Origin of the sequence: Allobosea sp. BE125, assembly GCF_031456075.1 — a bacterium.
In the GTDB taxonomy this organism is placed as follows: Bacteria; Pseudomonadota; Alphaproteobacteria; order Rhizobiales; family Beijerinckiaceae; genus Allobosea.
Window position 1 is genome coordinate 21,396 of the sequence record NZ_JAVDTY010000010.1, and the last position, 20,193, is coordinate 41,588.

Annotated in this window: 19 protein-coding genes; 14 read left to right on the forward strand and 5 right to left on the reverse strand. The window is 66.4% G+C overall.

Annotation, left to right across the window (positions count from 1 at the left end):
- Nucleotides 1-20: 20 nt before the first annotated feature.
- From J2Y55_RS20870 to J2Y55_RS20880, 3 genes are all read left to right on the forward strand, one after another.
- Nucleotides 21-1,250 carry an MFS transporter gene (locus J2Y55_RS20870; protein ID WP_310157558.1) on the forward strand — a complete coding sequence of 410 codons (1,230 nt, stop codon included), beginning with the start codon at nucleotides 21-23 and terminating at the stop codon, nucleotides 1,248-1,250.
- A 76-nt stretch (nucleotides 1,251-1,326) separates the two neighbouring features.
- Nucleotides 1,327-3,018 (forward strand): FAD-dependent oxidoreductase, encoded by a 1,692-nt coding sequence (locus tag J2Y55_RS20875; protein ID WP_310157560.1) that lies wholly within the window; start codon nucleotides 1,327-1,329, stop codon nucleotides 3,016-3,018.
- 272 nt (nucleotides 3,019-3,290) lie between these two features.
- The gene (locus J2Y55_RS20880; RefSeq protein ID WP_310157562.1) at nucleotides 3,291-3,725 is read left to right on the forward strand and encodes an NUDIX hydrolase; all 435 of its coding nucleotides are present in this window, start codon (nucleotides 3,291-3,293) and stop codon (nucleotides 3,723-3,725) included.
- A gap of 16 nt (nucleotides 3,726-3,741) precedes the next feature.
- Here J2Y55_RS20880 and J2Y55_RS20885 read toward each other — a convergent pair whose 3' ends face one another.
- Both J2Y55_RS20885 and J2Y55_RS20890 read right to left on the reverse strand, forming a co-directional pair.
- Nucleotides 3,742-4,755, reverse strand: a complete 1,014-nt coding sequence (locus J2Y55_RS20885) for an inorganic phosphate transporter (RefSeq protein WP_310157564.1) — start codon at nucleotides 4,753-4,755, stop codon at nucleotides 3,742-3,744.
- Between the two features lie 11 nt (nucleotides 4,756-4,766).
- Nucleotides 4,767-5,411: a DUF47 domain-containing protein gene (locus J2Y55_RS20890; RefSeq protein ID WP_310157566.1), complete on the reverse strand. Its 645-nt coding sequence runs from the start codon at nucleotides 5,409-5,411 to the stop codon at nucleotides 4,767-4,769.
- 314 nt (nucleotides 5,412-5,725) lie between these two features.
- Between J2Y55_RS20890 and J2Y55_RS20895 the strand changes: the two genes are divergently transcribed.
- From J2Y55_RS20895 to J2Y55_RS20905, 3 genes are all read left to right on the forward strand, one after another.
- Nucleotides 5,726-7,054 carry an ABC transporter substrate-binding protein gene (locus J2Y55_RS20895; RefSeq protein ID WP_310157568.1) on the forward strand — a complete coding sequence of 443 codons (1,329 nt, stop codon included), beginning with the start codon at nucleotides 5,726-5,728 and terminating at the stop codon, nucleotides 7,052-7,054.
- A 147-nt stretch (nucleotides 7,055-7,201) separates the two neighbouring features.
- Nucleotides 7,202-8,914, forward strand: a complete 1,713-nt coding sequence (locus J2Y55_RS20900; protein ID WP_310157570.1) for an ABC transporter permease — start codon at nucleotides 7,202-7,204, stop codon at nucleotides 8,912-8,914.
- Nucleotides 8,915-8,916: 2 nt separating this feature from the next.
- Nucleotides 8,917-10,014 carry an ABC transporter ATP-binding protein gene (locus J2Y55_RS20905; RefSeq protein ID WP_310157572.1) on the forward strand — a complete coding sequence of 366 codons (1,098 nt, stop codon included), beginning with the start codon at nucleotides 8,917-8,919 and terminating at the stop codon, nucleotides 10,012-10,014.
- Nucleotides 10,015-10,133: 119 nt separating this feature from the next.
- Here J2Y55_RS20905 and J2Y55_RS20910 read toward each other — a convergent pair whose 3' ends face one another.
- On the reverse strand, nucleotides 10,134-10,964 hold the full coding sequence (locus J2Y55_RS20910) for an alpha/beta fold hydrolase (protein WP_310157574.1): 831 nt from the start codon (nucleotides 10,962-10,964) through the stop codon (nucleotides 10,134-10,136).
- A gap of 120 nt (nucleotides 10,965-11,084) precedes the next feature.
- Here J2Y55_RS20910 and J2Y55_RS20915 point away from each other — a divergent pair, with 120 nt between their 5' ends.
- Complete coding sequence (locus J2Y55_RS20915; RefSeq protein WP_310157576.1) at nucleotides 11,085-12,101, forward strand: GlxA family transcriptional regulator; 1,017 nt, start codon at nucleotides 11,085-11,087, stop codon at nucleotides 12,099-12,101.
- Here the strand turns inward: J2Y55_RS20915 and J2Y55_RS20920 are convergent.
- Entirely contained in the window at nucleotides 12,071-13,039 is a 969-nt protein-coding gene (locus J2Y55_RS20920) for a LysR family transcriptional regulator (protein WP_310157578.1), read from the reverse strand. The genes J2Y55_RS20915 and J2Y55_RS20920 overlap by 31 nt on opposite strands.
- A gap of 171 nt (nucleotides 13,040-13,210) precedes the next feature.
- On the opposite strand from J2Y55_RS20920, the gene J2Y55_RS20925 reads away from it, so the two are divergent.
- The 6 genes from J2Y55_RS20925 (at nucleotide 13,211) to J2Y55_RS20950 (ending at nucleotide 17,945) form a co-directional block, all read left to right on the forward strand.
- Entirely contained in the window at nucleotides 13,211-14,179 is a 969-nt protein-coding gene (locus tag J2Y55_RS20925; protein ID WP_310157580.1) for a Bug family tripartite tricarboxylate transporter substrate binding protein, read from the forward strand.
- Nucleotides 14,180-14,293: 114 nt separating this feature from the next.
- Nucleotides 14,294-15,115, forward strand: a complete 822-nt coding sequence (locus J2Y55_RS20930; protein ID WP_310157582.1) for an alpha/beta fold hydrolase — start codon at nucleotides 14,294-14,296, stop codon at nucleotides 15,113-15,115.
- Nucleotides 15,108-15,692, forward strand: a complete 585-nt coding sequence (locus J2Y55_RS20935; protein WP_310157584.1) for a DUF4286 family protein — start codon at nucleotides 15,108-15,110, stop codon at nucleotides 15,690-15,692. The genes J2Y55_RS20930 and J2Y55_RS20935 overlap by 8 nt, the downstream gene beginning before the upstream one ends.
- Before the next feature lie 9 nt (nucleotides 15,693-15,701).
- Nucleotides 15,702-16,250, forward strand: a complete 549-nt coding sequence (locus J2Y55_RS20940) for a carboxymuconolactone decarboxylase family protein (RefSeq protein ID WP_310157586.1) — start codon at nucleotides 15,702-15,704, stop codon at nucleotides 16,248-16,250.
- Between the two features lie 2 nt (nucleotides 16,251-16,252).
- Complete coding sequence (locus J2Y55_RS20945) at nucleotides 16,253-17,056, forward strand: SDR family NAD(P)-dependent oxidoreductase (protein WP_310158039.1); 804 nt, start codon at nucleotides 16,253-16,255, stop codon at nucleotides 17,054-17,056.
- Nucleotides 17,057-17,066: 10 nt separating this feature from the next.
- Nucleotides 17,067-17,945 (forward strand): amidohydrolase family protein, encoded by an 879-nt coding sequence (locus J2Y55_RS20950; RefSeq protein ID WP_310157589.1) that lies wholly within the window; start codon nucleotides 17,067-17,069, stop codon nucleotides 17,943-17,945.
- A 21-nt stretch (nucleotides 17,946-17,966) separates the two neighbouring features.
- Here the strand turns inward: J2Y55_RS20950 and htpG are convergent, their stop codons facing one another.
- On the reverse strand, nucleotides 17,967-19,838 hold the full coding sequence (gene htpG, locus J2Y55_RS20955; protein WP_310157592.1) for a molecular chaperone HtpG: 1,872 nt from the start codon (nucleotides 19,836-19,838) through the stop codon (nucleotides 17,967-17,969).
- Between htpG and J2Y55_RS20960 the strand changes: the two genes are divergently transcribed.
- Nucleotides 19,782-20,117 (forward strand): hypothetical protein, encoded by a 336-nt coding sequence (locus tag J2Y55_RS20960; RefSeq protein ID WP_310157594.1) that lies wholly within the window; start codon nucleotides 19,782-19,784, stop codon nucleotides 20,115-20,117. The two genes, htpG and J2Y55_RS20960, sit on opposite strands and share 57 nt — an antisense overlap.
- Nucleotides 20,118-20,193 lie beyond the last annotated feature (76 nt).

Here is a 20,193-nt window from a genome sequence, read left to right on the forward strand (position 1 = left end):
CATCGCGAATGGAGGCACTGATGCTGGACAAGGCCTATCGCGGTCAATGTGCCGCAGTGAAGGTGCATTGCACGGACGAAGCAGAGCGGCGCAACCGCGGCCTCACGCTGTTTGCCCTGGCGCTCGGCAGCTTCTGCATCGGGACGTCCGAGTTTGCGAGCATGGGGATCCTTCAGCTTTTTTCGGCCAGCCTTGGCATCGATATCCCCACGGCGACGAACGCGATTGCGGCCTATGCCTTCGGCGTGGTGATCGGGGCTCCTGTGGTGACGCTGGTGGCGGCGCGGCTGAACCGGCGAACGCTCCTCCTATGCCTGATGGGCCTGTTCATCCTCGGCAACGTCCTGTCGGCGGTCGCCTCGGATCTCGGCATGTTCGCCCTGGCGCGCTTCGTCAGCGGCATGCCGCAAGGGGCGTATTTCGGCGCCGGCGCCGTGGTGGCGTCCTACATCGTCGGCCCCGGTCACGCGGGCAAGGCGTTCGCGCTGGTGATGACCGGGCTGACGGTCGCGACGATCATCGGCTCGCCGCTGGCGACCTTCCTTGGCCAGACCATGGGGTGGCGAAACACCTATTTCACCGTCGCCGGGGTCGCCGTCCTGGCCTTCCTTGCCTTGTGGACCTGGGTGCCTCGAACCGAGGCGCTTCACGGCGGGCCCGTGGTGCAGGAGCTTGGCTCGCTGCGCAAGCCGGTCGTCTGGGCGACGATGCTCGTCGCGGCGCTCGGCGTTGCCAGCATCTTCGCCGTGTACACCTTCATCGGCCCCTTCGTCACCGATGTAGCGGCGCTCGATCAAACGTGGATTCCGCTCGCGCTCGCGCTGTTCGGGCTGGGCATGACCGCCGGCAACCTGATCGGTGGAAGGCTGGCGGACAGCTATCCCGCGCGAGGGTTGGTCATGGGCTTCGGCAGCGCCCTGATCGCGCTTGCGGTGCTGGCCGCCGGTGGCGGCCATGTCTGGGTCCTGATGCCGGCGCTGTTCGGCGTCGGCATGACGATGATGGTCGCCATCCCCACGATTCAGGTGCGCTTGACGGGCTTCGCTCCCGAGGCGCCCACGCTGATGGGCGCCATGAACCTCGCGGCGCTCAACACCGCCAACGCCGTCGGTGCCTGGGCGGGCAGCGTGACGATTGCGGCCGGCTACGGCCTGCTGTCTGCGGTATGGGCGGGCTTCGGGCTGACGCTGCTGGGCCTTCTCGTCTTCGCGCTCACCTTGCCGAAGGCGCCGCAATTCGCACCGGCGTGATTGCGGTCAAGCTCCTGATCTGGTCGGATGGTGTCGCGCACGAGAAGTGGCATAGGCCCGATAGGGAGGTCACCCCATGGCAATCGGCGAGGCTCGGCGAGAGCAGATTTTTCCGACATTGTCCGCCCTTCAGATCGCGACGGCGCATCGCTTTGCGAGCGGCGCACCGCGCAGCTTTGGTCCGCGCGAGGTCGTCTATGAGATCGGCGCCCGCGACGCTCCCTCCTGGCTGATGCTCGATGGCTCGGCTGACGCGATCCGGCGCGGCGCAGCCGGCCAGTCGTCCGTGGTCACGACCTACGGTCCCGGCCAGTTCACCGGCGAGACCAATCAGCTCTCGGGCCGTCCATCCCTCATGTCGGTCGTGGCGGGGGACAGCGGCGCGGTCGCGATCCCCTTTGATGCGCCGCATCTGCGTGCGCTCGTCATCGGATCGGCGGATGTCGGTGAAACGATCATGCGCGCCTTCATCCTCCGGCGCGTCATGCTGATCGAGGAGGGGCAAACCGGCGGCGCAGGGTCGATCCTGGTCGGACGCCGGGATGATCCGGGCATCGTCGAGTTGTCGGGGTTTCTCACCCGCAACGGCTACCCCCACACCGTCATTGCCGCGTGCGAGCCGGAGGGGCGCGAACTGGTCGAACGGCTCGGCGTCGCCGCCGAAGATCTGCCGCTGATGATCTGTCCGAACGGCACATTGCTGAGAAGCCCGAGCAATGCCGATGCCGCGACCTGTCTCGGCATCACACCGGATCTCGATCCGAAGACCATCCATGACGTGGCGGTCATCGGGGCCGGGCCGGCCGGGCTTGCCACGGCCGTCTATGGCGCATCGGAAGGATTGTCCGTCCTGGTCCTGGACAGCCGCGCCTTCGGCGGCCAGGCGGGCGCATCCGCCCGGATCGAAAACTATCTCGGCTTTCCGACCGGCATCTCCGGACAGGCGCTGGCGGGCCGGGCCTTCAATCAGGCGGCGAAGTTCGGCGCCGAGCTCGCCATTCCGCTGACCGTGGGATTGCTCCGCTGTCACGGAGCGGATGCGGAAGCTCCGTTCACCCTCGAGCTCAGCAACGGTGGCACTGCTCGGTCGCGCACCATCGTGATCGCCTCGGGAGCGCGCTACCGGCAGCCCGACATTCCCAACATCGAAGCGCTGGAAGGGGCCGGCGTTTCCTACTGGGCATCGCCCGTCGAGGCTCGGCTTTGTGCCGGCGAGGACGTCGTCCTGGTCGGCGGAGGCAACTCGGCGGGCCAGGCGGTTGCCTATCTCGCACCGCAGGTCAGGCATCTGCACCTGGTGGTGCGCCGCCCCCTCGAGCAGACCATGTCCCGGTACCTGATCGACCGGATCGCGGCACTGCCCAATGTCGAACTTCATGTGGACAGCGAGATCGTCGATTTGCACGGCGACCGGGCGACAGGCCTGACCGGGACGAGGTTTCGGGACCGCCGGACAGGTGCGATCCGGGAGTGCACCTCGCGCCACCTCTTCCTGTTCATCGGTGCCGACCCCAATACGCACTGGCTCGACGGCTGTGTGGCGCTCGACGCGACGGGCTTCGTCCTCACGGGGGAGCGTGCCGGCGACGGCGAGCGGCTGCCGCTCGAAACCAGTTGTCCAGGCATCTTTGCCGTAGGGGATGTGCGGGCCGGCTCGACCAAGCGGGTCGCAGCCGCCGTCGGCGAAGGCGCCGCCGTCATCTCACAGATTCATTCCGTCCTGGCACGGAACGTCGGGCGCGCCTTGAATGCGGTGCGGCAAGCATGAGGAAACGCAACCTCTGCATCGCGTCGGGGCCAGCTACGTTGAGATGCGTGCCCGGTCCGGCGGAGTGTTGAAAGCCTCCAATTGTCGGGACTGAAACGCGCCACGAACGCCCATCGCCCGGTCGGGCGAAAGGTGCCAGAAGCGGCCGCACCAGTGCGAATGAGGCGAAGTCGATCCGGCCGCTTCGGTCGCCTTGGTTCGACCGGTACGCCGCTATTGATTTGCCGGCTCTAGAATATACGGTTCTCTGCCTGGAGAGAGCCCGCGATTCGATGAAAAAGGTGAAGCGTGCATCGGACAAGCCGCGTCCCCAGATCGCCGCCCTGCCGGTGCGCCGCTCGCCCTCCGGGGAGCCGGAGATTCTGCTCGTCACGACACGCACGACCCGCAGATGGACCGTTCCCAAAGGCTGGCGGATCAAAGGCAAGAAGGGGCATGAGGCGGCCGCCATCGAAGCGCGCGAGGAAGCCGGGATAGTCGGCAAGATCCGCAAGAAACCCTTGGACCGCTACATCTACTGGAAGCGGATGGAGGATCATTTCATGCTGTGCAAAGTGACGCTCTACCTCCTCAAGGCCGAACGGCGCCTTGAGAACTGGGCGGAAAGCGACCAGCGCCAGTCGCATTGGTTCTCACAGAAAGACGCCGCCGACATTGTCGAAGAGCCGGGGTTGAAGGCGGCGATCCGCTCGCTCAAATTGGGCTGACCGTCAAGCTTAGCCATCAGCGCCCCGTCAGGAACAGGCCCGATGCAGCATAGGCGATCGCCGAGATGAGTCCGGCCATCGGCATCGTCACGATCCAGGCGAACACGATGCCGCGTGCCACGCCCCAGCGCACTGCAGTCACCCGCCTTGCGGCGCCGACGCCAATGATGGCGCCGGTGATGGTGTGCGTCGTCGAGACGGGAATGCCGAGATAGGTCGCCATGAACAGCGTGATTGCCCCGCCAGTCTCGGCGCAGAAGCCCTGCTGCGGTGACAGCCGGGTGATCTTGGAGCCCATCGTATGGACGATGCGCCAGCCGCCGCAGAGCGTTCCCAGCGCCATCGCCGTCTGGCAGGAGATCACCACCCAGAACGGCACCGAAAAGGTCTCGCCCATCATGCCATGCGAGAACAGCAACACCGCGATGATGCCCATGGTCTTCTGCGCGTCATTGGCGCCGTGCCCGAGCGAATAGAGCGAGGCCGAAACGAACTGCAGAAGACGAAAGCTGCTGTCGACTTTCATCGGCGCGATTCGCAGAAAGGCCCAGGACACGATCAGGACCAAAAGTAGCGCCAGCGCGAAGCCGATGGCCGGCGACATAAAGATTGCAACGACGGTCTTGCCGAGGCCCCACCAGACTATCGACGAGAATCCTGCCTTGGTTAGCCCGGCGCCGACCAGCCCGCCGATCAGCGCATGCGACGAACTCGACGGGATGCCGGCGATCCAGGTGACCACGTTCCAGACGATTGCGCCCGTCAGCGCGCCAAAGATGACGCGGTCGTCGATGATCGCAGCTTGAACGATGCCGGAGCCGACCGTCTGGGCCACGTGCAGGCCGAAGAACAGGAAGGCGATGAAGTTGAAGAAAGCCGCCCACAACACGGCCCAGCGCGGCGCCAGCACGCGGGTGGAGACGATCGTCGCGATGGAATTGGCGGCGTCGTGCAGACCGTTCAGGAAATCGAACAGCAGCGCGACGGCGATCAGGAAGATCAGGGCGGGGGCGATGCTGGCGATGTCCACGAGCGCGCCGCTCAGAGATGCTCGAGGACGATGCGGCTGACGCGCTTGGCGACATCCTCGAAGCGATCCACCACCTTCTCGAGATGATCGTAGATCTCCGCTCCGACGATGAAGGACATCGTGTCCAATGTCTGGTGCGCCTTGAAGAGAGCCTTCAGCCCCTCGTCGTAGAGTTCGTCGGACCGTTCCTCGATTGCCCCGATCTCCTTCGCGAGCGCGCCGATCGAGATTGCGTGCTTCTTGATGTCGCGCAGCATCGGCAGCAGCACCGCGACGCGCTCGGACGCCTGGACGATCACCATGCCGAGATCCTTCATGCAGGGCGCGAAGCTCCCAACCTCGAACAGCGTGATCGCCTTCACGGTCTTCTGCATCTGGTCGATGGCATCGTCCATCGCGCCGATCAGCTCCTCGATGTCGCCGCGATCGAACGGCGTGATGAAGGTTCGGCCGACCTCCAGCATCACCTGGCCGGCAATCTCGTCGGCGCGGTTCTCCTGGGCAATGACCTCGGCGCATCCTTCCGGGACAGGCACCGCGCCGGCAAGCAGCCCGTTCAAGGCCTTGGCGCCGGCGACGAGCGTTACGGCGTGGCTCTCGAACAGGTCGAAGAATTTGTTCTCCTTGGGGAGGAGCTTCTGAAACCAGCCGAGCATCAGAGCCTCGTCTTCCATCGGTGAACTGTCACAAATGGCGATAGGCGCTTGCGATTTGGCTGTAAAGCGACCCTCGCGCCAATCGGGATCTCTCCGGCCGGACAGGTCGAGGCAAGTACAAACGATCAGGAATCGTCGGAGAGGATGGGCGCGGCATCAACCGCTGACGATCCGGCCGCCTTTCATCACAAGGATCGGGATGACATCGGGTCCGGTTTTGTGACAGCTTCATGACTTGCCGCCGCATGGACATGCGGTCCGGGCGATCTCGACCGACCTCGACGTCGGCGATGTTTAATAATTGGGAGGACGACATGATCACACGCAGGATCGCGCTCGCGACCGCGCTCGGCTTCAGCCTTGCGACCTCCGCCGCTTTCGCTCAGGCGCCGGCGGGCAAGGTCACGGTCGTGACATCCTTCTCGAAAGACGTCACCGACCCGATCAAGAAGGCCTTCGAGAAGGCGACGCCCGGCGTCACGCTTGAGGTCCAGAACCGCAACACCAATGCCGGCGTGAAATATCTGGAGGAGACCAACGCCAACAACCAGGTCGACCTGTTCTGGGCCTCGGCGCCTGACGCTTTCGAGGTGCTGAAGGGCAAGCAGCTGCTCACCGCCTACAAGCCCAGGGCGACCGGCATCCCCGAGAAGATCGGCTCCTACCCGATCAATGATCCGCAGGGCTTCTATTCAGGCTTTGCGGCGTCGGGTTACGGCATCATGTGGAACGAGCGTTACGCCAAGGCCAACAAGCTGCCCGAACCCAAGGATTGGCAGGACCTCGCCAAGCCAGTGTTCTACGACCATGTCTCGATCGCGTCGCCTGCCCGCTCGGGCACGACGCATCTGACGATCGAGACTATCCTGCAGGGCGAAGGCTGGGACAAGGGCTGGCGCACCATCAAGGAGATGTCGGGCAATTTCCGCACGATCACCGACCGCTCCTTCGGCGTGCCCGAGGCGGTGAATTCCGGTCAGGTCGGCGTCGGCATCGTCATCGACTTCTTCGCCTTCTCGGCGCAGGCCTCGGGTTTCCCGGTCAAGTTCGTCTACCCGAGCGTGACCACGGTGGTGCCCGCCAATGTCGGCATCGTCACGAACGCGCCCAACAAGGCAGCCGCCGAAGCCTTCGTCGAATTCCTGCTCTCGCCCGCTGGGCAGGAGGTGCTGTTGGAGCCCGGCATCCGCCGCCTGCCGGTCAACCCGGCGGTCTACGCCAAGGCCGGTGCGGACTATCCCAACCCCTTCACCGATCCGCGCTTCCAGAAGATGATCGGCTTCGATGTCGACAAGTCGGAGGCGCGCACGGCGGTCGTCGACACGCTCTTCGACCAGTTGATTTCGTTCCAGCTCGACGCGCTCAAGGGAGTCACCAAGACCCTGCATGAGGTCGATACGGCGCTCGCCAGGAAGCCCAGCCCGCAGGCCAGGGCGCTGGCCGACGAGGCCCGCAGCCTGATCGCGGCGCTTCCCGTCACCGAGGCGCAGGCCGCCAGTGCCGAATTGCGTGGCGCCTTCACCGGCGCCAAGGAAAAGGGCGCGCGCCAGGCCGAAGTCGAAAGTCAGTGGGCGAGTTTTGCCCGAGACAACTACGGCAAGGCGAAGGCGAAGGCGGAAGAGGCGCTGAAGGCGGCGCGGTGAGGAGGTGCATCATCCCGAGTGCGCAGCGGCGTGGGACGCCGCTGCGCAGAAGCGGGACCGCGCGACGAGACGCTGCCTCTTTCTGATGACGGTCCCGCATCTGCGCCGACGCACTGCGTGCGGGATGACACGTAACGACAGGCCTTCATGACCGCCATCCCTGCCACAGTCAGCGCTAAACGCCTCTCGGCCACGCCCGGCCAAATCGCGCTGGCGCTCGCCATCGCGGCGTTCCTGGGGCTGTTCCTGGTGCTGCCGGTCGCCACGGTGCTCTACGTCGCCTTCACCGAGAAGGGCACGAGCACGTTCACGCTCGTCAATTTCTACGACTTCGTCCGGACCGAGCTGTTCATGCGCTCGCTGTGGAACTCGTTCTATGTTTCGGCGATGTCGGTGGTCTGGGCCTCGGTCTTCGCCCTGCCGCTGGCCTATCTGACGACGCGCTTCGCCTTTCGCGGCGCAGCCCTTGTGCAGACGCTCGGCTTCTTGCCGCTGATCATGCCGCCCTTCGTCGGCGCGGTCGCGATGCAGCTCTTCTTCGGCCGCAACGGCTCGGTCAATCTGCTGCTCGACGACTGGTTCGACTTCAAGATCGGCTTCATGGAGGGGCTGAACGGCGTCATCTTCGTTCAGTCGGTCCACTACTTCCCCTTCATCCTGATCAATCTCTCGGCCGCGCTGCGCAACATCGACCGGGCGATGGAGGAGGCGGCGCAGAATCTCGGCTCGTCCGGTTTTCGGCTGTTCCGCCGCATCGTCTTCCCGCTCGCCATGCCGGGCTATCTCGCCGGAGCCTCGCTCGTTTTCGTCAAGGTCTTCGACGATCTGGCGACGCCGCTGCTGCTCAACGTCAAGGACATGCTCGCGCCGCAGGCCTATCTGCGCGTTACCTCGATCGGAATCGCCGATCCGATGGGCTATGTCATCTCGGTCGTGCTGATCGTCGCCTCGGTCGTGGCGATGTGGCTCTCGGCGCTGGCGCTGAAGGGCCGCGACTATTCTACGACGCAGCGCGGCGGCGGCGGCCTCGCCCGGCGGGTGATGACGCCCTTCGAGGCGGTGTTTGGCTATGGTGTCGTCATCCTGATCCTGGCGCTGGTGCTGGCGCCGCATCTGGGCCTTCTGCTCTTGTCCTTCGCGACGATCTGGTCGTTTTCACCTCTGCCGGACGCATACACGGCGGCGCATTACGCCCGCGTCTTCGGTGAGAGCTCGATCTACATCAAGAACACGCTGATCTATGCCTCGATCGCCGGCGGCATCGACGTCGTGCTCGGCGTCGCCATCGCCTATCTCGTGCTGCGTACGAAGCTCGTCGGGCGCGAATGGCTCGACTGGGCCGCCTCGGCGGCGCTCGCCATTCCCGGCGTCGTGCTCGGCATCGGCTATCTTCGGACGTTCTACGGCGTCACCTTGCCCGATGGCACGCCGCTCGCCTCGCTCTGGATCATGATCGTGCTGGCGCTCGCCATCCGGCGCCTGCCCTATGCCCTGCGCGCCTGCCATGCTGCGCTTCAGCAGATTTCCGTCTCGCTGGAGGAGGCGGCCGAGAATCTCGGCGCGACCAAGGCCCGCACGGTGCGCCGCGTCGTCGTGCCGCTGATGGTGGGCGGCATCCTCGCCGGCTTCGTCACCTCGTTCTCGACGGCCGCGGTCGAGCTCTCGGCGACGCTGATGCTGGTCCAGTCGAACTCCGACGCGCCGCTTGCCTATGGCCTCTACGTCTTCATGCAATCGGCGGCAGGCCGGGGGCCGGGCGCGGCGCTCGGGGTCGTCGCGGTCCTGCTCGTGGCGCTCTGCACTTTCCTCTCCCATCTCATTATCGAACGCAGCCAGAAGGCCAAGGGAATGGGCCACTGACCATGAACGCCATCGCAGCGATTTCCACGCCGGCGCTCGCCGTCGACATCGAAGGCATAAACCTCTCCTACGGCACAAACCACGTCCTGAAGGACGTCAACCTCACCATTCAGCCCGGCGAATTCTTCGCCTTCCTCGGCCCCTCCGGTTGCGGAAAAACCACGCTTCTGCGGCTTATCGCCGGATTCAACCAGGCCGATACAGGCCGCATCATGATCGGCGGCAAGGACATCTCGAATCTGCCGCCCTGGAAGCGCGATGTCGGCATGGTTTTCCAGTCCTACGCGCTCTGGCCGCATATGACCGTTCGAAGGAACGTCGCTTTCGGCCTGGAGGAACGCGGCGTGGCGCGCGCCGAAATCGAGCGACGCGTCGATGTCGCGCTCGATCTTGTCGGCCTGGGCCATCTCGGCGAGCGGCGCCCGTCGCAGCTTTCCGGCGGGCAGCAGCAACGCGTCGCGGTGGCGCGCACCGTTGCGGTCGAGCCGAAGGTGCTCCTGCTGGACGAGCCGCTCTCGAACCTGGACGCCAAGATGCGCGTGCAGGTTCGCCGCGAATTGCGCGACCTGCAGCGAAGGCTCGGCCTGACCACAATCTTTGTCACGCATGACCAGGAGGAGGCGAACACGATCTGCGACCGCATCGCGGTCATGAATGACGGTGTCATCCAGCAGGTCGGAACGCCGATGGAACTCTACGAGCGACCGGCCAATCTCTTCGTCGCAAATTTCCTGGGCACGGCCAACATCCTCGCTGGCGACATCGTCGATTCCGGCCCCGAACGTCATTTCGCGATCGACGGCGGGATCAGGGTGCCAATAGCGAGCGATGCGATCGTTCCTAAGGGCGCGAAGCTGGTGTTTCGGCCGCAGCATGCCGGGCTGACTGGTCCCGAGACTCCCTCAGGCAATGCCTTGGCTTTGCCCTGCGTGATCGCACATCGCGAATTCCTCGGAGCGAGCGTCCGCTATGGAGTCAGGATTGGCGCCACCGAGGTCGCCGTCGACGTGCCATTCCAATCTGGCGAGGGCCTGTTGGAGATCGGGGAAGCCGCAACGCTTACATTGCCTCAACGCTTGCTGCTCTGGATTGCTGCGTAGCTTTTTTCACCGTTCTGGAACATTGCGCCCCATAGGCCGCAATGACCGAGACGGTTGAGAAGCAGCCGGACGCTCCGCAGCCCCGGCTCATCGAGCCGGGGCTGCCTCGCTCCAAGACCTCAGCCCTTGATGAAGGCGAGCAGGTCCGGGTTGATGATGTCCGGATGGGTCGTGCACATGCCGTGTGGCAGGCCTTCATAGATCTTGAGCGTGCCGTCCTTCACCAGCTTGGCCGCGAGCAGGGCCGAGTCCGCGATCGGGACGATCTGGTCGTCGTCGCCGTGCATGATCAGGACCGGCACATCGATCGCCTTCAGGTCCTCGGTGAAATCGGTCTCCGAGAAGGCCTTGATGCAATCGTAATGGGCCTTGGCGCCGCCCATCATGCCCTGCCGCCACCAATTGTCGATCGCGCCCTGGGAAACCGTCGCGCCTGCCCGGTTGAAGCCGTAGAACGGGCCGGTGGGCACATCGATATAGAACTGCGCGCGGTTGGCGACGAGCGCGGCGCGGAAGCCGTCGAAGACCTCGATCGGCAGGCCGCCGGGATTCGTCTCGGACTTCACCATCACGGGCGGCACCGCGCCGATCAGCACCGCCTTGGCGACGCGGCCGGGCTCGGCGCGGGCGACGTAATGGGCGACCTCGCCGCCACCGGTGGAGTGGCCGATATGGACGGCGTTCCTGAGGTCGAGCGCCGCGGCAAGCTCGGCGACGTCGGCGGCGTAGGTGTCCATCTCGTTGCCGGTCGCGGTCTGGGTCGAGCGGCCATGGCCGCGGCGATCATGCGCGATCACCCGGTAGCCCTGTTCGAGGAAGAACAGCATCTGGTTGTCCCAGTCATCGGCGCTGAGGGGCCAGCCATGGTGGAAAACGATCGGCTGCGCCTCCTTGGAACCCCAATCCTTGTAGTAGATCTCGGTGCCGTCACGGGTGGTGATCGTGCTCATCGTTTGGTTCCCTTCGATTGCCGGGCAGTGGGATCGCCGCCCTCGATGTAGACGGTATAACCGCGCCGTCGCATGCTGCCGCTTGGCGGAACCGACATTATGCGAGGCGAAACTGACAGCATGACGACTGCTCAGAGGATCAAAGCCGAAATCGGGCTCTTGCTCTATCCCGATGTGCAATTGGCGGCCGTCCATGGCCTGACCGATCTGTTCCGCATCGCCAGCGACATGAGCGCGGCGCATGGCGAACCGCCAGCGCCCGCGATCCGCGTGAGCCATTGGCAGCTGGCGGCGCAGGATACTGCGGCTCAGGAGCATGCGGCGCAAGGTGATGCGGCAGTCGAATGCGTCTTCGACAGCCATCCGGGCCCGGCGCACAGGCTCGGCCATCTGATCGCCCCGCCGAGCCTGGTGATGCCGGCCAGGATGCAGCCGATGGCGGGCTTCGCTGCCTGGATGACCAAGCGCCATGGCGAAGGGGCGATTTTGTGCTCGGTCTGCGCGGGCGCCTTCCTGCTCGGCGAGACGGGATTGCTCGCAGGCCGCGAGGCGACGACGCATTGGGCCTTCGCGGAGGCGCTGGCGGCGCGCTTCCCGGCGATCCGCGTCGACAGCGATCGCATGGTGATCGATGGCGGCGACATCATTACCGCCGGCGGCATCCTGGCCTGGACCGATCTCGGCCTGACCCTGGTCGAGCGCCTGCTCGGGCCGAGCGTGATGCTGGAGACGGCGCGCTTCCTGCTGATCGACCCGCCGGGGCGGGCGCAGCAGCCTTATGGCCGCTTCGTGCCGCGCCTCGACCATGGCGATGCGGCGGTGCTGAAGGTGCAGCACTGGCTCCAGGCGACGGGCGCCAAGGACCATGCCGTGCCGGCGCTGGCGGCGCGCGCCGGACTCGAGGAGCGGACCTTCCTGCGCCGCTTCCGCAAGGCGACCGGCCTGCGCCCGACTGAATATGCCCAGCATGTCAGGATCGCCAGGGCGCGCGAGGCGCTCGAGCAGAGCCGCCGCCCGGTCGCGCAGATCGCCTGGGAGGTGGGCTATGGTGATGCCTCGGCCTTCCGCAAGCTGTTCCAGCGCGTCACCGGGCTCGCGCCGGCGGATTATCGCCGCCGCTTCGGCATTGCGGCCTGAGCGGGCGGGATCAAGGTCGCTCCGGGCCAGGCCTCGGTTCCGCAGAGACCGGCCAGCAGGCTCTCGATTTCCGCGCCGAGCTGGCGCGCCAGCGGCTCGGCGAGCGTGCTCTGCCGCATGATCAGCGCCAGCGTCGCGAGGATCGGCGGGTTGTCGATGGCGCGGCGGCTGAGCTCGCCGCGCGCGACCTCGGCCTGGACGGAGGCATGGGTCAGGATCGTGTAGCCTTGCCCGACGCGGACCATGGCCTTGGTCAACGCGACGCTGTCGACCTCTGAGCGGATGGCGAGCCGGACCTCATGGCGTGCCGCCGCCTGTTCGAGCACCCGGCGGTTGTTGTGCGGCAGGCTCGGCATGATCAAGGGCAGGCCGGTGATGTCCTTGATGCGGATCTCCGGGGTCTCGCCGATCCTGCGCGTGTCGCCGGGCGGGCCGACGAGCACCATGCGCTCGCGCAGCAGCGGTACGATCCGGAAGCCGTCGACCGGCATGGCATTGTAGACCAGGCCGACATCGATGCGCTTTTCCGCCAGCCATTCATGGATCAGGGAGCTCACGCCCTCGCGCAGATTGAGGACGATCTCGGGATAGGCCTGCGCCATGTGCGCGGCCAAGGGCGGCCCGAGCAGTAGACCCGCCGCCGGCGGCAGGCCGAGGGAGACCGTGCCGCGCAGGGCAGGGCGGTCCTGGCGGGCATCGGTTTTGATCTGGGCCAGCAGATGCTCGATTTCCTCGGCCCGTTGCAGCACGCTTGCGCCCAGCGCCGTCAGACGGACGCCGCGGCCATGGCGGACGAGGAGCGGCCGGCCGAGTTCGTCCTCGAGTTCGCGGATGCGCCGACTGAGCGCGGGCTGCGCGATCCGCAATTCCTCGGCGGCGCGGCTGAAGCTGCCGGCGCGCGCGACGCTGGCGAAATATCCGAGCTTGCGGGAATCCAAGCGCCTTCTCCGAATTGCCGCGGGAGCATAAGAGATTGAAGCCATGCCGTCACGGCATGGCTGGCCATTCCAACATGGTTTTGGCGTCGATGTGCCTCTCCTGCCAGAGTCGGCAGATTGATCGGACCGCCGGAAGAGCGGCAAAGACCATTCCCAGGGGGAGGGATAATGATGCAGGCGAGATTCCGCGGCTGGCTCGTGATGGCCGCCATGCTGCTGGCCCAGGCGGCGAGTGCCCAGACTTTCCCGAGCAAGCCGATCAGGCTCGTGGTGCCCTTCGCCGCGGGCGGCCCTGCCGATACGATCGCGCGGGCGGTCGCCGAGAGGATGCAGGCGATCGTCAAGCAATCGGTCGTCATCGACAACCGCGCCGGGGCAGGCGGGGCTGTGGGCACCAAGGCGGTCGCGATGGCAGAGCCCGACGGCTACACGATCGGGATCAGCACGGCGGGCGCGCTCGCGATCAGCGTCAGCATGCAAGAAGCGATCGGCTACGACCCGCGCAAGGATTTGCGGGCGCTGACATTGGCGGCAAGCGTCCCGGAATTGCTGGTCGTCGGCTCCAAGGTGCCGGTCACGAGCCTGCCCGAGTTGCTGGCGCTGGCGAAGGCCAAGCCCGGCACGCTGAATTTCGCTTCGTCCGGCGCCGGCAGCATGCCGCATCTGGCTGGCGAACTGCTCAAGCAATATGGCCAGGTCGACATGGCGCATGTGCCCTATCGCGGCGCGGCGCCGGCCGTGACCGATCTGATCGCCGGGCAGGTCGAACTGATGTTCATGGATATCGCGGTGCTGCTGCCGCATGTCCAGGCCGGCACGATCAAGGCGATCGCGATCGGCAGCGCCACGCGCTCGCCGAGCCTGCCCGATTTGCCGACAACGGCGGAGCTCGGCCTGCCCAAGGTCGTCGCCGATAACTGGTATGGCATCGTGGCGCCGCGCGCGACGCCGCAGCCGATCGTCGACAAGCTTCATGCCGCTTTGGTCGAGGCGCTGCGCTCGCCTGAGGTCAAGGACAAGCTCGCTCTGCAGGGCGCCATCGTCGTCGCCAACAAGCCCGAGGAATTCGCCGCCTATATCGTGAGCGAGATCGACAAATGGGCGGCCGTCGTCAAGGCGGCGAACATCAAGACGAACTAGAGCAATTTCCAATCCGGTCGGATCGTCCAATTGCCTTAGATCTTTGTTTTAACGCGTTTTCTTCACGCGAACCGGTATCCGCTTCGCTCGAAAACGCTCTAAGGGGCGGCTCTCATGCCTGTTGCATCGCTTGGCTCCTGCGAGCTTCGCTACGAGATCAGCGGAGAGGGGCCGGATCTGGTGCTGATCCACGAGCTCGGAGGGGCGCTGGACAGCTTCGACGGGCTGCTCCCCCTGCTGACCCCGCATTTCCGCGTGCTGCGCTATGACCAGCGCGGCGCCGGCGGATCGAGCCGCAAGCCTGCCGCGCTGTCGATGGAGGATCATGCGGCCGATCTCGCGGGGCTTGTCGCGATGACCGGTTTCGGGCCGCGCTGTCTGCTTGCCGGCGCCGCGGCCGGGGCTGCGATCGCGGTGGCTTATGCGGCGCGCGACGAGGCTCTCGTCGACGCGCTCGCCCTGTGCGCCCCAGCGCTTTCGGTTCGGCCAGAGCGCAAGGCCTATCTCGACCGGCGCGCCAGGCTCGCACGCCGCGATGGCATGGCCGCGATCGCCGAGGCGAGCCTGGCTCGCTCCTATCCGGAGGCGCTGCGCACCGACAGGCGGGCCTTCGAGGCCTATCGCGAGCGCTTCCTTGCCAATGATCCCGAGAGCTACGCGATGGCCAATGCCGTCTTGGCCGGGACGCGGGTGGCCAAATGCCTGCCGTCCCTGACGATGCCCTGCCTTGTCCTTGCCGGCCGGCACGACCTCTTGCGCCCGCCCGCCGAGGTCGAGGCAACAGCGGGTACAATCCCAGACGCTCGCTTCACGACGATCGAGAGCGGGCATCTGATGCCGGTGCAGGCCGCGCAGGCGATGGCGGCGCAGCTCGTGCCATTCCTGACGCGGCATGCTGGCAGCCACAAGCCCATCGCGGAGAGCGCCCATGTCTAAGGGCCTGTTGCTTGTTGCGATGGAGCCTCCCGCCGCGTTCGAGGAGGAGTTCAACGACTGGTATGACAGCGAACATTTTCCGCAGCGGTGCGGCCTGCCCGGCTTCGAGAGCGCCTCGCGCTGGGTCTGCCTGTCGGGCTGGCCGCGCTGGCTAGCGATTTACGATCTGAATTCCGTCGAGGCGCTCGCGACGCCCGAATACGCCGCCGTCTCCGGGGGAAATTCCACGCCCTGGAGCAAGCGCCTCCTGCCGCGCATGATTGGGCGGCGACGGGTCGTCGCCGAGCAGCTTCATCCCGGAAGTGCTCTGGCTCTGCCCGTGAGCGAGGTCGCGCGCCTCTGTGTGGCGCAGTATCCCGGGGCGGATGATGCGGCCATCGAGGCGCTGCTTCAGGTCGCCGCCGAGCTCGATGGCTTGAGCCAGTTGCGCCTGTTCCACGACACCGCCGGCGCCTTGTGGCTGCTCGCCACCTTCTCGCGTCCTCTCGGTTTCGAGCGCGTCGAGGCCGCGTTCACTATGGCAGGCGGGCACGGTGCGAAACTGCTCAACCTCTATGCCCCCTATCGGCGAGATTGAGGCAAACGCATGCGTATCAAGGATTTCACGCAAGGCGAGATGAACGAGGCCCAGCGACGCGTCGCCGAGGAAGCGGCCTCGGGCAAGCGCGGGCGCGTTCCGGCGCCGCTGCGGGCCTGGCTGCACAGCCCGGAATTCGGTGCCCGGGCCCAGCGGCTCGGCGAGTTCCTGCGCTACGACACCAGCCTCGGGCCGCTGCTTTCGGAGCTTGCCATCCTGGTGACGGCACGGCGCTGGACCTCGCATTACGAATGGTTCGTCCATAAGCGCGAGGGCTTGAAGGCGGGCCTCGATCCGGCGGTCGTGGCGGCGATCGCCAGGCGGGAGACGCCGGATTTCGCGGGGCAGGCGCAGCAGGCCGTCTATGACTACGCGATGGCGCTGCACGAGACCCACACGGTCCCCGCGGCCGTGCATGCGGCGGCGGTGCGCGAGCTCGGCGAAGCCGGCGTGGTTGAGCTCGTCGGCGTGCTCGGCTACTACACGCTGGTCTCGATGACGCTGAATGCCTTCGAGATCGGCCTGCCCGAGGGCGAAGCGCCGGAGCTCACGCTGTGACGGTGGGGGTGGGGCGTCTTGCCGGCAAGGTCGCGCTGATCTCCGGCGCTGGCTGCGTCGGGCCGGGCTGGGGCAATGGCCGTGCCGCAGCGGTGCTGTTCGCGCGCGAAGGGGCGAAGGTTTTTGCGCTCGACCTCACAGCCGAGACCATGGCTGAGACGGTCGCGCGCACTGAGGCGGCCGGCGGCACGATCGCGACCCATCTCTGCGACGCGACCGACAGCGCGCAGGTCGAGAAGGCTGTGCAGGCCTGTTGCGAGGCCTTCGGGGCGATCGACATTCTCGTCAACAATGTCGGGGGCTCGGCGCCAGGCGGTGTGGTGGCGCTGTCGGAGGAGGGCTGGCGCCGCCAGCTCGACTTCAACCTGTCGAGCGTCTTCCTCGCCTGCAAGCATGTCATCCCGGTGATGGAGGCGAATGGCGGCGGCGCGATCGTCAACACCGCCTCGACCTCGGGCCTGCGCTGGACCGGCGCGGCGCAGGTCGGCTACGCCGCGGCCAAGGCCGCGATCATCCAGTTCTCGCGGGTCACGGCGGTCGAATACGCGCCCAGGCGCATCCGCGTGAACACAGTCGTGCCGGGCCAGATGCACACGCCGATGGTCGAGGCCCGGCTGGCCGGGCAACGCGCCGACGGCGATGTCGAGGCGCTGCTTGCAGCCCGCGTCGCCCGCATCCCGCTCGGCTTCATGGGGGATGGGCGCGACACAGCCCATGCGGCGCTGTTCCTGGCCTCCGACGAGGCCCGTTTCATCACCGGCACCGAGATTGTCGTCGATGGCGGCATGACCGCACGCTGCGATTGAGGACCTGACAATGACGACGCCGAAGCCCGACGGCCCGCCGCCGAACCCCAACCCGCGCAAGCCGGCGCTCGCGCTGCCGCCCGGCGCCTGCGACGCGCATTGCCACATCTACGGCCCCTTCGACCGCTTTCCGCTGCCGCCCGAGCGCAGCTTCACCCCCAATGCCGCACCCGAGACGGCGCTGCGGCGATTGCACGACCATCTCGGCATCGCCCGGGCCGTGATCGTCCAGAGCCAGGGGCATGGCCTCGATCACCGTCCGCTGCTCGCCGCGCTGACTGAGGGCGCGGGGCGCTATCGTGGCGTCGCGCTGCTGAAGCCGGATTGCACGGAAGGCGAGATCGCGGCGTTGGACGCCGCCGGCATTTGCGGCGTCCGCTTCAACTTCCTGACGCATCTCGGTGGCCAGCCCGATCTTGCGGCGATGCGGGAGATCATCGCCAAGGTCGCGCCGTTTCGCTGGCATGTCGCGATCCATGTCGCGGGCCATGACATCGCCACGCAGGAGAGCTTCATCGGCTCCATCGCCGTGCCTGTCGTGGTCGACCATATGGCGCGGCCGCCCTTGGCGGAGGGGCCGGACGGGCCGAGCATCGCGGCGCTGAAGCGCCTCATCGACACTGGCCGCGTCTGGCTCAAGCTCAGTGGCGCCGACCGGCTGTCAGTTGCCGGGCCGCCTTTTCGCGACGCCTTGCCGATCGCGGCGAGCCTCGCCCGGCACGCGCCCGAGCGCATGCTCTGGGGCAGCGACTGGCCGCATGTGAACCTGCACGGGCCGATGCCGGATGATGGCGACCTCGTCGATCTCCTGACGGAGATCGCGCCCGGCTCGGGCGAGCGCCAATTGATGCTGGTCGACAACCCCCGGACGCTGTTCAACTTCGATTGAACAGCGCCTGGAAAGCTGGATTCAGGCTAGCCCCTTGGCGATCAGCCTGGTCAGGCGATCGGAGAAGGCCCTGGCGTCGCTCGGTCGCTCGCCATCGAGGATGCGCGCCTCGTCGAGCAGCAGATGAGTGATGTCGCTGCGCAGCGGCTCGTCCTGCGATCCGGCGAGGCGGATGATCAGCTCATGCTGCGGATTGACCTCGAGGACCGGCTTGTTGGCGCCGTCGAGGCGGCCGGCGGCGGAGAGCAGGCGCTCGAACTGGCGGTCGGGGCCCTTATCGGTCGCAACCAGGCAGACCGCGCTGTCGGTCAAGCGGTCGGAGGCGCGGACATCCTCGACCTCGGCTGCCAGCGTCAGCTTCATCGCGCCGAGCAGCGCCGTGACCTCGGCGCTGGTTTCGAGCTGCGGCTTCGCCTCGCCGTCGAGCAGCGGGATCAGGCCGAGATCGGCCGCACCCTGCGTCACGGATTTGAACGGCTTGCCGTCATGGTCGGGCGCGTTCGAGACCCAGAAGCTGTCGACCGGGTCGCTCAGCAGCAGGACCTCGATGCCGCGGGCGCGGAAGCCCTCAAGCTGGGGCGAGGCGGCAATGCGCGCGGGATCGTCGCCGGCGATGTAGTAGATCGCCGTCTGGTTCTCCTTCAGCGCCGCGACATAGTCCTTGAGGCTGCGCCAAGTATCGCCGGAAGCGGTCGTCTTGAAGCGCGCCAGGCCGAGCAATTGTTCGCGCCGCTCGAAATCCTCATAGAGGCCTTCCTTGATGACGGGGCCGAAATTCTCCCAGATTTTGGTGAAGGCCTCGCCATCCTGCTCCGCGAGCTTGCCGAGATCGGTGAGGATGCGGTTGGTCACACCCTTCTTGATCGCGCCCAGCAGCGGGCTGTCCTGGATCATCTCGCGGGAGACGTTGAGCGGCAGGTCGGCGGTGTCGACGAGGCCGCGCACGAAGCGCAGATAGCGCGGCAGGAGCTCGGCTTCATCGGTGATGAAGACGCGCTTCACATAGAGCTTCATCCGGCCCTTGCGGTCGGCGTCGAAGAGATCGAACGGCTTGCCGCCCGGCACGAAGGCGAGCGTGGTGTATTCGTGACGCCCTTCGGCGCGGAAATGGATCGTCGCGGCCGGCTCATCGTATTGGCCGGCCACGCTGCGGTAGAAGTCGGCATAGTCCTCGGGCTTGATCTCGCTTTTCGGCCGGGTCCAGAGTGCGGCGCCATCGGCGAGCGAGGTCGGTTCAGTGCCGGGCTTCTCGACGAGGGAGATCGGCACCGGGACATGGCCGGACTGCGCCTTGACGATGCGCTCCAGCGTCCAGCGTTCGGCATAGCTCTTGGCGTCGTCGAGCAGCGAGAGGGTGACGCGCGTGCCGCGGGTGGGAGCCTCCTCCAGCGTGGCCGGTGCGACCGAGAACTCGCCCTTGCCGTCCGATGACCAGCGCCAGGCCTCTTCGCTGCCGGCGCGGCGGCTGACGACCTCGACCTGGCCCGCCACCATGAAGGCGGAATAAAAGCCGACGCCGAACTGGCCGATGAGCTGCGCGCCCTCCTTGCCCTGGGCCGCCTCGACGCGATCCATGAAGGCGCGGGTGCCGGAGCGGGCGATCGTGCCGAGCGCCTCGATCATCTCGTCGCGGGTCATGCCGATGCCGTTATCGGCGATCGAGAGCGTGCCGGCCTCGGTATCGGCGGCAATGGTGATCGCGAGCCTGGGATCGTCGCCGATCAGCTCCGGCCTGGCGATCGCCTCATAGCGCAACTTCTCGCAGGCGTCGGCGGCGTTGGAGATCAATTCGCGCAGGAAGACGTCCCGGTCCGAATAGACCGAATGCACCATCATATGGAGCAGGCGCGAGACGTCGGCTTCGAAACTGCGATTCTCGGTGGTCGTGGTCATGCTGAAAAGCTCTTTGAACGGATCATCGTCGCGGCCAGCGATTTGGCCGCAAAGTGGCGCGTTTTCAAGGTGTGTGAAGTCTTTTGGGGCGAGCGGATCATGCTGATGCTGGCAAGCTGGGCCCGCTTCGCACATACCGGCGCGCCCGCTTCCGATATTTCGGGCGCCTGGCGGCCGGTCTCGCCGGACGGCAAGGGCATCAACATCCTCGGCGGCGAAAACGGCTATCAGCTTGCCGACGCCGTCCAGCCGGGACGCACCGCGGCTTGGAAGATCTGAGGCGCGGGTTCTGGCGAAAAATGCACGCAGCCCAAGCCGCTGGGTTTCCGTATCGACTGGCGTCGATCGCGGGGGC